10 protein-coding genes are annotated in these 13789 nt (G+C 52.7%); all 10 read left to right on the forward strand.

What is annotated here, in order from left to right:
- Positions 1-16 precede the first annotated feature (16 nt).
- The 10 genes from MHH78_RS11540 to MHH78_RS11585 all read left to right on the forward strand — a co-directional run bounded on the left by MHH78_RS11540 (position 17) and on the right by MHH78_RS11585 (position 13776).
- Positions 17-1723 (forward strand): extracellular solute-binding protein, encoded by a 1707-nt coding sequence (locus MHH78_RS11540; RefSeq protein ID WP_076076214.1) that lies wholly within the window; start codon positions 17-19, stop codon positions 1721-1723.
- 56 nt (positions 1724-1779) lie between these two features.
- The gene (locus tag MHH78_RS11545; RefSeq protein ID WP_341167478.1) at positions 1780-3492 is read left to right on the forward strand and encodes a sensor histidine kinase; all 1713 of its coding nucleotides are present in this window, start codon (positions 1780-1782) and stop codon (positions 3490-3492) included.
- Positions 3446-5074: a response regulator gene (locus MHH78_RS11550; protein WP_341167479.1), complete on the forward strand. Its 1629-nt coding sequence runs from the start codon at positions 3446-3448 to the stop codon at positions 5072-5074. The genes MHH78_RS11545 and MHH78_RS11550 overlap by 47 nt, the downstream gene beginning before the upstream one ends.
- A 766-nt stretch (positions 5075-5840) precedes the next feature.
- The gene (locus MHH78_RS11555) at positions 5841-7205 is read left to right on the forward strand and encodes an ABC transporter substrate-binding protein (protein ID WP_341167480.1); all 1365 of its coding nucleotides are present in this window, start codon (positions 5841-5843) and stop codon (positions 7203-7205) included.
- Positions 7206-7449: 244 nt separating this feature from the next.
- Entirely contained in the window at positions 7450-8331 is an 882-nt protein-coding gene (locus tag MHH78_RS11560; RefSeq protein WP_341167481.1) for a carbohydrate ABC transporter permease, read from the forward strand.
- Positions 8331-9158, forward strand: coding sequence for a carbohydrate ABC transporter permease (locus MHH78_RS11565; protein WP_341167482.1), 828 nt, complete (start codon positions 8331-8333; stop codon positions 9156-9158). The genes MHH78_RS11560 and MHH78_RS11565 overlap by 1 nt, the downstream gene beginning before the upstream one ends.
- A gap of 108 nt (positions 9159-9266) precedes the next feature.
- Positions 9267-10256 carry a LacI family DNA-binding transcriptional regulator gene (locus MHH78_RS11570; RefSeq protein ID WP_341167483.1) on the forward strand — a complete coding sequence of 330 codons (990 nt, stop codon included), beginning with the start codon at positions 9267-9269 and terminating at the stop codon, positions 10254-10256.
- A gap of 512 nt (positions 10257-10768) precedes the next feature.
- Positions 10769-11743, forward strand: a complete 975-nt coding sequence (locus MHH78_RS11575; RefSeq protein ID WP_341167484.1) for a LacI family DNA-binding transcriptional regulator — start codon at positions 10769-10771, stop codon at positions 11741-11743.
- A gap of 46 nt (positions 11744-11789) precedes the next feature.
- Positions 11790-12722, forward strand: a complete 933-nt coding sequence (locus MHH78_RS11580; protein WP_076076230.1) for an alpha/beta hydrolase — start codon at positions 11790-11792, stop codon at positions 12720-12722.
- 97 nt (positions 12723-12819) lie between these two features.
- Complete coding sequence (locus MHH78_RS11585) at positions 12820-13776, forward strand: carbohydrate kinase family protein (RefSeq protein ID WP_076076232.1); 957 nt, start codon at positions 12820-12822, stop codon at positions 13774-13776.
- Positions 13777-13789: the final 13 nt, after the last annotated feature.

The following is a 13789-nucleotide window of genomic DNA, read 5'->3' on the forward strand; positions in this document are numbered from 1 at the left end:
AGGGGTGCAAGATTAAATGATAAAGAAAATGAAATTCTCTGCGGCGGCAGTGTTATCCACAGTCATGCTGGGCAGCTTGCTGGCTGGATGCGGCGGCAATGCTGACAACAAGAAGGCGGAAGGGGACAACAAGCCGGCGGCAAGCGAAGACGCTATGTATTCGGCTCCCTTTGAGAATGGCAAATATACAGAGCCTGTAACCATTTCAACGGTATTTCCCATCGCAAGCAGCCTGAAATTCAAGAATGGCGAAAATATTGAAAATAACGTGCACACCAAATGGGCCAAGGATACGCTGGGCATTGATATCAAGTATCTTTGGACCGTAAGTGACCAGAATAACGCCTATGAAACCAAGCTGCGCCTGATGCTGACCTCAGGTGAAAAAATGCCGGACATCATCTCATTCCGTGGAAGCCCTTCCCTGATCTCCGATCTGATTGACAGCGGCCAGTTCACCGATGCGGGCGAATTGTTCGACAAATATGCTTCCGATATCTACAAAAAAGCGATGGCCGAAGAGCCAACCGTATGGAATCCCTACATGAGAGACGGCAAGCGGATGGGGATCCCGATTCTGGAAAACGCTTATAATAATGACCCGGTTATGTATATCCGTGAGGATTGGCTGAAGAAGCTGAACCTTAAGGCTCCGACGAATCTGGCTGAGCTGGAAACCGTGCTCGATGCGTTCACGAACCAGGACCCTGACGGCAACGGCAAGAAGGATACAACGGGACTGGCTGTAGGCTTCAAAAACAACCTGAACACATGGATGTCGGAAGCCGGATGGGTCTTCGGGATGTTCGGCGCCATGCCTAATCAGTGGAACAAGACGGCGGACAACCAGCTCGCTTACGGCTCTGTCCAGCCGGAGATGAAGGAAGGCCTGGCAACGATGCAGAAATGGATGAAAGAAGGCTATATCTCCTCCGAATCCGGTCTGTATGATGAGAACAAAGCAACAGAAGCTTTCACTGCAGGCAAATCGGGTATCATTGTCGGCCCTTACTGGATGACAGGCTGGCCGCTGCCGGATCTGCAGAAGAACGTTCCAGGTGCAGTGCATAAGGCTTATCCGCTTCCGGCAGGCCCGGATGGCAAGGTAGGCAGACACGGCACGAAGATCGCCTCCGGTGCTGTATTGATCAACAAGGATATGGAGCATAAAGACGCATTCTTCGTCTACCAGAACTATCTGTTTGATAACTGGGCCAACCCGGACAGCACAACCTTCGTGAACGGCTTCGCCAAAGGCTACGATTATGATATCGCTGAAGACGGAACCGTCCTGAAAGAGCAGGATACGGATAAGATTCCAGGCGGCTGGGTGGATGCGATCCGTTATACCCTGACTTACGATGGAGCCATTATTCCTAACCTGATGATGAATACACTGGCCAAGCTGGCCGGCGGCGCTGAGCCTGCTAACCAGTATGAGAAGAATCTGTCCGAGCGTATTCCTGAGCAGATCTTAGCAGCCAAAATCATCGTCGATCAGAAGGACAGTGTAATGCCTGAGATGTTCACAGGTACGCCTACTGAAACTCAGCTCTCCCGTGGAGATATGCTGGAGAAGCTAGAGAAGGAAATTCTGAACAAAATTATTTATGACAAAGCGCCGGTAGACGAATTTGATACCTTTGTAGAGAAATGGAAAACTACAGGCGGCGACAAAGTGACCACAGAGGTCAATGAATGGTATCAATCTCTATCGAAGTAAAGATACGGAGAATCAGGGCGGCCCCCAGGCCGTCCTTTCATTTGGAGGAGGGCAATGTGAAATATCGTCTGTCTATCTTTCAGTGGCTGTCGTTTGTTCTGATGCTGATGCTGCTGATCATCGTAGGTGCGTTTTGGCTCATCTACCGGCTGAACGTGAAGGACATTCAGAATGAGCTGAGAAAAAATAAAATGTACGAGGTTGAATTCATGACCTCCCAGCTATCCACGCAATTTGAACAGGTGCTGACAAATACCATTACTTTGTCACAGGACCAGTCTGTGCGTGGATATCCTTATATTCTGAAGTTCGGGGATCAATATTCCAAATATGAGATGAAGCTGACCATCATCGATAAGCTCGCCCTGAACACCGCCTCTACCTCCTGGAAGAATACAGTGATTCTGTACTATGAGGATGAGAAAGAGACGGTATCCTCTGATTCCTCCTTCTCCTTCAGCACCTTCAGCCCCCCGGAGCAGGCGCGGAACCGCTGGGTGCTGCACATGGATAAGGAAGGCAAGGGATATTACTCCAACATCATGCGCAGTCATATCAGCTCGCTGTTAATTGAAGTCAGGATTTCTCTGGATAATCTGGTGAAAATGATGGATCAGTATGTATCCGGTATGCCGCTGTTATACGATGCCTCTGAGCGGGCCTTTATCCAGCCGGGGGCGGCGTTTCCGCAGGAGCTGTTACAGTCGATCAGTCCTGGGATTAACGGGAACAGGGGAACCCTCTCCGCTACAGAGAATCGTGCAGAGTATCTGATTAACTATATGAAGTCGGACATGCTGGATCTATATTTCATAGACGCCTATCCCAAGCGCCAGTATATCGAACCGATTAACCGCAATAACCGGCTGTTCCTCTATGCGGTACTGGTGGTGCTGGTGGGTATTATGTTCTACACCCTGCTGCTCCGCAAGCAGGTCCAGAAGCCGGTTATCATGCTGCGCAAGGCGATCGACCGGTTCGACCGGGGCGACTTTTCCAGCCGAGCCGTCGATCTGCAGGTCAATGAGTTCAAGGTGCTCGGCAATTCCTTTAACCGGATGGCGGAGAATACACAGACGCTGATTGAGCAGGTTCTGCTGGGTGAGATTGAGGTTAAGGAAGCGAAGCTGAAGCAGTATCAGGCGCAGATTAATCCGCATTTTCTCTATAACTGCCTGAATTTCATTCAGAGCAAAGCAAGCATCGAAGATTATCATGCGGTCACCGCGATGACGCTGCATCTGGCTTCCTACTGCCGGTACATTCATAAGATTGAACAGCTGGATTCTACGCTCCAGGATGAACTGGATTTCGTCGAGCATTATCTGCACATGGTCCATCTGCGCAAAAGAGAGATAACCTTCGAATTCGGTGTCACGGCGGAGGCGGGCAGATACCGGTTGCCAAGGATGATTCTGCAGCCGCTCGTGGAGAACTGCATTAAGCATGGCATTGAACCGGGCCTGAGGCCCGGCATCATCTCGGTTGCCGCCGAGGAAGATGATTCGTATCTTCTGATTACCGTGAAGGATAACGGAATCGGCATGACGGAAGAACGGCTCGGCGCGGTCCGCCGCCATATCGAGGATAATATTATCAGCAATGAACAGCTCGGAACGGGGCTAAGGAATGTGAATCAGCGGCTGCGATTGTATTTTGGCAAAGACTCCGGGTTATCCGTAGACTCCGTGCTGTCCGAAGGCACCTGTTACCGGATTCGGATTGAAAAGGAGGGAGAAGCTCATTCTGCAAATTCTGCTGGTAGATGATGAACAATATGTCGTAGATGATCTGGAGCTTGCTTTTCCATGGCAGGACTTCGGGATTGAAAAAGTATATAAAGCCTACTCCGGCGCCCAGGCCATACAGATGATCGGGCAATACCCGGTTGATATAGTCATTACGGATATCGCCATGCCCGGGATGAGCGGGCTGGAGCTGGTGAAGCAGGTGCGGAAGACCCACCGGAGAATCAAGTGTATTCTGCTAACCGGCTACGCCGAGTTCGAATATGCCAGGGAAGCCCTTCAGTATGGGGTGGCAGAGTATCTTGTTAAGCCGCTGGATCACCAGAAGCTGCGTGCTGCTCTGGAGAGCACGATTAAGACGATTAAGAAGGAAATCGACCGGACGGCATCTTATGAGCAGGCGATGCTGGCCTTCCGGGAGCATCTCCCGGCGCTGAAGGATAAGCTGCTGGCCGAGCTGATTCAGGGCAAATCCTATCCGCAGGAACGGCTGAAGGACAAGCTCAGCGGATATCAGATTGATTTTCAGCTGAACGACCGGGTCTTCCTGATTCTGATCCGTCTGGAGGAGCATTTCACGAACTTCGGGCCGGACAGCCAATTGCTCTTTGAATACGCGGTGACGAACATTGCCTGCGAGCTGCTGGGCCCGGGCTTCGAGCTGTGGCATGGCCGGGATGCTTACGAGAACCTGGTGTTTATTGTGAAGAGCAGTGAAGCGGGGGCGGTTGACCCGGACAAGATTCTCAAGCAGCTAACCCATAATACCCATCAGCTGCACAGCAGTGTGAATGAATATCTGAATGGCGGAATCTCGGTTATTCTGTCCTACCCGGGGGAATTCCCGCTGGATATCCGCGCCATGTATGAGGATTCCCAGTCGGCGTTAAGACAGCAAGTGGGCAATGACCAGGGCTATTTCATCTCCTTGACGGACAAGCAGAAGAGCTCGCCGGTCCAGCCGCTCAAGGACTTATATGCTTCCCCGACACTGATGCATCTGCTGGAGACCGGCCAGTGGCAGGGGTATAAGGAACGGCTGCAGCAGCTGAGAGAATTCAGCAACAACCTGCCGTCGTATAACGAAGAATATATTGAGGAGATCCGTACTATGATTCTCGGCTCCTTTCACTATATTGCCCATAAGAATCATAGCCTGCTGTCCGATCTGGTCGGGCGGGAGCTGCTGGATAAGACCCTCTTCCGTTCCGTGTCCCAACTGGTCAGCTGGGGTGAGGCGCTGGTGGATAACCTGCAGGGCAAGCTCGAACGGGATACACAGAATAACCGGATGGGCATCGTCAAAGATATGCAGAGCTGCATCGCTGCTAATCTGGCAGAGGCCAGCCAGCAATTCGTTGCGGACGCGGTCTCGCTTCATCCGGCATATGTCTCCAGGCTGTTCAAGCAGGTCAGCGGGATCAGCATCAGCGAGTATATCCTGAATAGGAAGATGGAGCAGGCCGTAGCAAGCCTCCGGGATTCCGAACTGAAAATCTATGAGATCTCCGAGCAGCTCGGCTACGCCAACAGCCAGTATTTCATCAAAGTGTTCAAGGAGCAGTTCGGCATGACGCCCCAGGATTACCGGGGGAAGCTGTAGGGGAAAGGCTTCGGCTCATTTGGGCTGAAGCCTTTTTTGCTGCTGGCCTGCTAGAACCAAACACAATAGGCAGCGGCGAGCGCTGGGGGGCGGATGTATGCGAAAAACCGATTACATTGGACAGCGGTGAGGGCGCGTGGGCCGAATGTAGCCGAAAAACCGATTACATTGGGCAGTGGTGAGGGCCGTGGGTCGAATGTAATCGAAAAACCGATTACATTGGGCGCGGCGGAGGCGCGTGGGCGGGATGTAATCGAAAAACCGATTACATTGGGCAGTGGTGAGGGCCGTGGGCCGAATGTAATCGAAAAACCAATTACATTGGGCGCGGCGGAGGCGCGTGGGCGGAATGTGGTCGAAAAACCGATTACAATGTGCGGCTGCGAGGGCTGGGGGGCAAATGTAATCGAAAAACCGATTTCATTGGACAGCGGTGAGGGCGCTTGGGCCGAATGTAATCGAAAAACCGATTACAATTGGAGCGGGAGAGGTGCGTGGGCGGAATGTGGTCGAAAAACCGACCACAATTGGACTGGAAGTGGCGCGAGGGCCGGATGTATGCGAAAAACCGAATACAATCAGCAGCGCCGGGAGGGCTATGGGCCGGATTCGTTTTTCCCCGCTGCAAGAGTCATATTCACTCCTCTACATTAGCTAAAATTTAAATATGATAACCGATTGACATAAATATGTTAACCGGTTATCATAAAATTGCATCCGAAATGTATGCGCATTCAAAACAATCATAAGTATGGGGGGAATTCAGTTGAAATTGAGAAAAGCTGCAAGCTTCGCTATCGCTCTGACGGTGGTCACCGGGTTACTCGCAGGCTGCTCCAAGGGGAATTCAGCAAACAATGCTGGCAAGGAAGACAAGGGGAATGGGGGAACACAGGCAGAGCAGGCCTCCAAAGACGTCAAACTTACGTTCTTCAATACCTCCGCAGAAGTGAATACCGTGTTCGAAGAGCTGTTCAAGAAGTATCATGAGCAGAATCCGCAGGTGACAATTGAACTGATTCCTACACCGATCGGCGGCGCGCAGCTTGAGAAGTTCCAATCCCTGCTGGCCTCCGGCAATCCGGCGACCATCGTGAATCTGGATGCAGGCACCATACTTCAATATAAGGATGATTTTCTGGATTTAGAGCCGGAGAAGGCGAAATATGAAGCGCTGACCAATCCGGGAGCCATCGATGGCGCATTGCTGGACGGACAATTCCTGGGTATTCCCTGGACGGCCCAAGGCTACGGTCTGCTGTACAACAAGCGTGCGGTAGAAGAGGGTATCGGCGGTGCCTTTGATCCAGCATCGGTGAAGACCCGTGATGATCTCGAAGCGATTTTCAAGAAGATCGAAGCCTCCGGCAAAGCACCGGTCATGCTTCACGGAGCAGACTGGTCGCTTGGCGCCCACTATCTGGGACTGACTTATTCCCTGCAGTCGCAGAAAGTGGAGGACAACCGGAAGTTCGTGGAGGAGCTGAAGAACGGGCAGGTTCAACTGACGGAGAATCCGCAGTTCACCGGACTGATGGATACCTTCGATCTGCTGAAAAAATACAACGCGCGTAAGAGTGACCCGCTCGTTGCCGATTATAACCGCGACAGCGCGGATTTCGCCAAGGGAGCTGCCGCCTTCTACTTCATGGGGGACTGGAGCTGGGCGGTTATCGGAACGTTGGAAGGCCGCGATACTGACTTCGGTATCCTGCCGCTGCCGGTTAGCAATAACCCGGAGGATTTCGGCAACGCGCAAGTCGCCTACAGCGAGCCTAAGCTGTTCGCCATCGATGATTCGAAGTCTACGCCGGAGCAGCAGGAAGCCGCCAAAGCGTTCATCGAATGGATGGTCAGCAGCGAGGACGGGCAAAAGGCCATTATTACCGATATGGGGCTGTCCATGCCGTACAAGGATCTTAAGGCGAAGAGCACGAACGTTATGTCTAACGCCGTCAGCGAATACGTGAAGCAAGGGAAGATTATCAACATTGGGGTGATTAATTACCTGCCGCAGGATTACTGGGCCAAGACCGGCGCTGCGATGCAGAAGTATCTGGTAGGCAATATCGACCGCCAGGGGCTGGCGCAGGAGGTTCAGGATTACTGGAAATCGTATGCAGGGAAATAGAGAATATCTATTTATTGAACTTGAAGACTTAAGTTAAGGGAAAAGTGACGGAGGGGAATTTTGGAACTGAAGGAGCGATAGCGATCGCCTTTGTCTGCGGATTTCAACCGTTAAAAACGGTATAAAATCAAGAAATCTGCAGACAACAGCGGCCGGAAGTCCAAAACTTCTCTGGAGTCGCGGCTAATCCCAAAACATAAAAAATTCTCCAGTTCAGCCTGTTAAGAGGAAAGGGGGCAGCACTATGAATAAAAAGCTATCACTGAAGAATGCGGGGACGTTTCTGGTCTTCGGAGGTCCCTCTATCTTCGCTTTTGCCGCCGTTGTGATCATACCGTTCATCGTCGGCTTATTTTTGACCTTCACGAACTGGGATGTCCGGACAGGCGACAGCAGCCTGATCGGCTTCACGAATTATCTGGAGGTGTTCCGGGATAAGGTGTTCCTTCAGCAGCTGTGGTTCACCCTGAAGTATGTCTTCTTCACCGTGGTAATTGCCAATGTGTTCGCCTTCTTCATCGCGCTCGCCTTGACGAGAGGCGGGAGGGGCGAACAATGGCTGCGCACCGGCTTCTTCACGCCCAATCTGGTCGGCGGGATCGTACTCGGCTACCTGTGGCAGACGCTTTTCTCACAGGTGCTGCCTTACCTTGGCGCTAAATACGGCTGGGAGCTGTTTCAGACCTCATGGCTGACGAATACGGGGACGGCATTCTGGGCGCTGATCATTGCGACCGCCTGGCAGCTGGTCGGGTATCTGATGATCATTTATATCGCAGGCTTCACTGGCGTACCGAATGATGTGCTGGAGGCGGCGAGCATCGACGGAGCGGGGCGGACTTCAGTGATCCGCAGAATTATCCTGCCGCTGACGGTTCCTGCGATCGTCATCTGTATTTTCATCTCCCTGTCCCGGTCCTTCTTAACGTATGACATCAACCTGGCGTTAACCAAGGGCGGACCGTTCAATTCAACGGAGCTGGCTACCTACCATATCGTGCAAAAAGCCTTCCTGTCCAATCAATACGGTGTCGGCCAGGCAGAGGCAGTCGTTCTGTTCGCTGTCGTCGCGATTATCGCCTTGACGCAATCCTATCTGCTGAAGAAGCTGGAGGTGGAATCTTAATGAATGCTAACCGGCGTATCCTCCCGGGCCTGCGGACAGGATTCCTGTACCTGCTGCTGTTGGCCTTTTTAACACCGTTCCTGCTGATTATTATGAACTCCTTCAAGACCACCCAGCAATTCTTCGAGAGCCCGCTGTCGCTGCCGACAACGATTAATTTCAAGAACTATGCCAGTGCGTTTGAGAATATGGACTTTATGCAGGGGTTCATGAACTCGCTGATCATTACGGGGATTTCCGTCACGATCATTATTATTTTCTCGGCGATGACCGGGTACTTGTTCGTACGCTACAAATGGAAGGTGAATTCCATCTTCTTCTTCCTCATGCTGGCCTCCATGGCTCTGCCCTTCCAGGTGCTGATGATTCCCATGGTCATGCTGTACGGGAATATGGGGCTGCTGAATACCAAGCTGACGCTGCTGTTCATGTACCTCGGCTTCGGAGTACCATTTGGCGTCTTCACGTTCCACGGCTTTATCAAAGGCATTCCTTACGAGCTGGAGGAATCGGCGTTTATCGAAGGGAGCAGTACGCTGCGGACGTTTTTCAGTATTGTGCTGCCCTTGCTGAAGCCGGTGTTCGTCACCCTGCTGGTACTCGATGTGCTCTGGATCTGGAATGACTATCTTCTGCCCAGCCTGGTGCTGCTATCGCCGGATCAGAAGACACTGCCGCTGTCCACGTATACCTTCTTCTCCTCTTATTCTGTGGACTATGCGCCGCTGATGGCCGGGCTGATTATGACGATCATTCCCGTGCTGATCATCTACCTGTTCCTGCAAAAGCAGATCATCAAGGGGATCACGGAAGGGGCGCTGAAATAAGGGGCAGCGAGGAAGTCCAAATGTTCACCGCAGTGACGATTACGCTTCAATAGCTGAAATCCATGCGAAATTCATCTATAATTGGAACTAAAAAGCAAGGTGGTTTCTATGGCGAATCTGAAGGATGTTGCGAAGCAGGCAGGACTTTCTGTGAATACGGTGTCCAGAGTCCTTAACAATAGAGGGTATATCAGTGACAAGACGAAGGAGAAGGTCTACCGGGTGATGAAGGAAATGAATTATCAGCCGAATGAAATGGCCCGGGCCCTGTTCCGCAAAAAATCCAATATGATCGGGCTGATCATCCCGGCGATTTCCCATCCTTTTTTTGCCGAGCTGACCGCCTATCTCGAATATTACGCAGACCTTAAGGGCTACAAGCTGCTGCTCTGCAATTCCAACCGTAACGTCTCCAAGGAAGTGGATTATATCGAGATGCTCAAAAAAAACCAGGTTGACGCCATCATCATGGGCAGTGCCGTGCTGGATGTGCAGCATTATCTTCACCTGGACCTGCCGATCGTCTCCTTCGACCGTGTCATCTCGGAGGATATTCCCGTGGTCACCTCGGATAATCTGGAGGGCGGGCGGCTGGCTGCCCGGTTATTAACCGGCCAGGGCTGCCGGCACACGGTCTATATCCAGCGGGGAATCGACGGTCCCCAGCATCACTTCATGCTGGCCGGCCTGAGAAAGCAGGGGTACGAAGAAGAGCTGAAGCGCGCCGGGCTTGCGCCGCTGTACTTGCAACTGGAGGTCAATGAGGGGAGCTATACCGGAGGGGACACCGCCATTGCCGCCTACCTCCAGGAGCATCCTGAGATCGACGGCGTATTTGCCAGCAGTGATGTGATTGCCGCTGAGGTCATTCATGCCTGCAACCTGCTCGGCAAGGAGATTCCTTCAGCGATGCGCATTGTGGGCTATGATGATGTGCAGCTCGCCTCTATGATCTCCCCGCGTCTAAGCACTGTCCGGCAGCCGATTCAGGAGATGAGCGAAGCCATTATGGAGCTGGCCGTCCAGCAGATCGAGGGCCAGACGGTGGCGATGGTGAATACGTTCCCGGTAACGGCTGTGGAGCGCGGCACGACCTGATACTCAGGATTGGCAGCATCCCTGCCAGGTCTGCTCTAGTAGACTAGCAGGTTTAATATTGTGAATATTCCCGCAGCAGTCCTTCCGATGCTGCAGGTGCTGTAACGATAGCAACTGCATTTCGTACATTAGAATGCTGTAAAAAAGCCTTCAAAATAGAATCTATTGTTTTCAGTACAATTGAATGTTGAAAAGAGGCCATTTTTCACCCAAAACACAACATTCCACTGTATGAAATGCAATAGAATCTCATTTTACGGCCAGATATCCATTTTCTGTTGCAGGAAATACAATTACCCACTTGAATTTAGGAGTAGGAGTAGGAGTAGGAGTAGGAAACAGGGTGATATCAGCTTAATATTAGCCCAATGTTCTTGCTCAGACTTTAAAACCCTCGATGTTCATTATCGTTTTAAAGCTGATGTTGCCCTATTATATTAACCGGTTAACACAGAGTCATGCTCTGTTCCGCTGAACAGAGGAAGAAGGCTGACCCGGGTCAGGAGGTACGGATGGCTGTAACCATCAAAGATGTTGCCGAGAAGGTCGGCGTCTCCGTCACTACCGTCTCCCGTGTGCTGAATAACCGGGGGTACCTCAGTGAGAGTCTGAAGCAAAAGGTAAACGATGCCATGGAGGAGCTGAATTACCATCCGAGTGAGGTGGCACGCTCCTTGCTGCGCAAGAAGTCCAATATTATCGGCCTGATTCTGCCGGATATCTCCCATCCGTTCTTCGGAGAGGTAACCAAGCATATTGAGGCCTATGCCTATGAACAAGGCTACAAGCTTATGCTGTGCAATTCCCTGCATCACAAGAAAAAAGAGAAAGAGTACATCGATCTGCTGCGGGCCAGCCGGGTTGACGGCATCATCATGGGCAGCCATACGATGAGCGTGAGCGATTATAAGTCAATCAACCTGCCGCTGGTGTCGCTGGACCGGCAGATCTCGAAGACGATCCCGTTCATTGCCTCGGATAACTATCAGGGGGGAGTGCTGGCCACCCGGCTGCTGCTGCGCAAAAAATGCCGGAGCATCGCCTATCTCAGCGGGAATCTGCGCCTGAATCTGCTGGCCAAGCAAAGGCATGACGCCTTCCTGGAGCTGGTCAGCAGGCAAGATGTTGAATATACCGTCCGGCAAACCGATCTGAACGGATTCAAGTATAAGGATTACGAGAAGCTGGTCAGCAGTCTTTTTGAGGAACGCCCTGAGCTGGACGGCGTATTCGCGAGCAGCGATATGCTGGCATTGCAGGTGCTGAAGCAGTGCAGAAGGCTGGGCAGAGCCGTGCCCGGTCAAGTCAAAGTCATTGGATATGACGGAATTGCCGCCCTGGATGCGGAGGATCTGACTACTATCGTACAGCCGATTAAGAAGATGGGCGAGCTGGCCGTTCAATATCTGCTTCAGCAGATTGCCGGCGAGCCGGTCCCGCTGGAGACGATTCTTCCCGTCCGGTTATCGGAGAAGGGGACCACTTGAAGCACGCAGGATTCATTCACATAGAAGCGATATGGAGGGAATATAGATGAATTTCATTCACCGCGTGGCCCCGGAATTAAGAGAGGGGATTGCCGGATTGCCGCCGCTGCATTTGCCGGAGGATCTGGCCGCAGCCCGGAATATGATTCCGTTGCCTACAGAACCGTCGGACCGTGTCCGCATTACGGAGCGGGTCCTGATTGCCGGTTCCGGGCCGGTACGGATCAGAATCTATGAACCGGCGAAGCGGAGTAAGCATAAGCTGCCTGCCCTGCTCTGGACTCATGGGGGCGGCTATATTCTGGGCCAGCCGAGCGGTGACGATGCGTTATGCGAGAGCTTCGTCCTCGCGGCCAACTGTGTGGTCGTGTCGCCCGACTACCGCCTTGCCCCGGAGCATCCTTACCCGGCTGCCATTGAGGACTGTTATGCAGCGCTTGTGTGGCTGGCCGATATCAACAACGGGCTGAGCATCGATTTGGCCCGGATTGCCGTAGGCGGCGCGAGTGCGGGCGGCGGTCTGGCGGCTGCCCTGGCCCTGATGGCTAGAGATAAGGGCGGTCCTGCCCTCTGCTTCCAGCTTCCGCTGTATCCAATGCTGGATGACCGCAACATTACACCTTCGAGCTATGAGGTCACGCACCCGGCGGTGTGGAACCGGGCGAACAACCTGGTTGCTTGGGAGATGTACTTGGGCGGCCCTGCCGGAGGTGCAGACACCTCCCCTTATGCGGCACCCGGCCGTGCGGATCAACTGGCGGGACTTCCGCCCGCCTATATCTGCGTCGGACAGCTCGATCCGTTCCGTGATGAGACGATAGACTATGTGGCCCGGCTGGCACAGGCGGGTGTAGAAGTGGAATTTCATCTCTACCCGGGAGGCTATCATGGCTTCGAGCATGTTGTCCCTGCAGCCGAAGTCAGCCGCAGAGCCAGAGAGGGATACGTCCATGCCCTGGCAAGAGCCTTGAACTCTTAAATTATAAAAAGAGGACGGGTTTTTGAAAGTATTGTGTACACAGAGACCATAGAATGGATAGGACACAAGGATACTGGAGTACCAAGGGGGAGTGCGGGTGTTTAAACTCGGAGAGACAATACAGTTTGAAGATCAGGCGAACGATGTGTTAACAGTGGGCGAGCTGCTCGTGGATATGATCTCCAATGAGTACGGCGAGGACACGGTAGGTGATGGATATACCCGGTATTTTGGCGGATCGCCTTCAAATATTGCCATTAATGCGGGGAAGCTGGGCATCCGGTCGCATGTGGCTTCGGCAGTGGGCAGGGATAGCCTGGGCAACTATCTGATGAACCGGCTTCAGAGCGCCGGAATGGCGACAAGCGGCATCCAGCAGGTCGATGATTCTACCAGTATGGTGGTGATTACCAAGAGTCAGGCTACGCCGGTTCCGATCTTTTACCGTGCGGCGGATTACCGGCTGGAGTACAATGAGGCGCTGGAGCAAGCCTTGATTCATTCCAGAATTGTCCACTTCTCCTGCTGGCCGATCTCCAGGACCCCGTCCCGTGAGACAGTGGAGCGGGTGATCCAGACGGCGCGGAAGCATAAGGTGCTGATCGGCTTCGATCCCAACTATCACCCCTCGATCTGGCAGAAGGGGGAGGACGGGGTAGCCTATGTCAAAAGCATCATCCCGAAGGTGGATATCATCAAGCCTTCCGAGGATGACGCTGAGCGTCTGTTCGGTCCCGGCACGCCGGAGGAGCAGATCGCCAGATTCCTTGCGCTTGGCGCGAAGCTGGTCATTCTGACGCTGGGCAAGGACGGGGCACTCGTCTCCACCGGCAGCGAAACGATGTCGTTTGCGACCAAGGCGACGCAGATTGAAGATACGACGGGAGCAGGAGATGCCTTCTGGTCCGGATTCTATACAGCTATTATCAAAGGGTATACGCTCACAGAAGCGCTGGAGCTTGGATCTGCTGTCAGCGCGTACAAACTGAAATTCACCGGTGCGGTAGTCGATCTGCCTGCGCTTGCGGTCATTAAGCAACAATTCAACCTGTAGGAGGCTTCTTAAG

The sequence above is a fragment of the Paenibacillus sp. FSL H3-0333 genome (assembly GCF_038002805.1).
GTDB lineage: Bacteria > Bacillota > Bacilli > Paenibacillales > Paenibacillaceae > Paenibacillus_AQ > Paenibacillus_AQ silagei.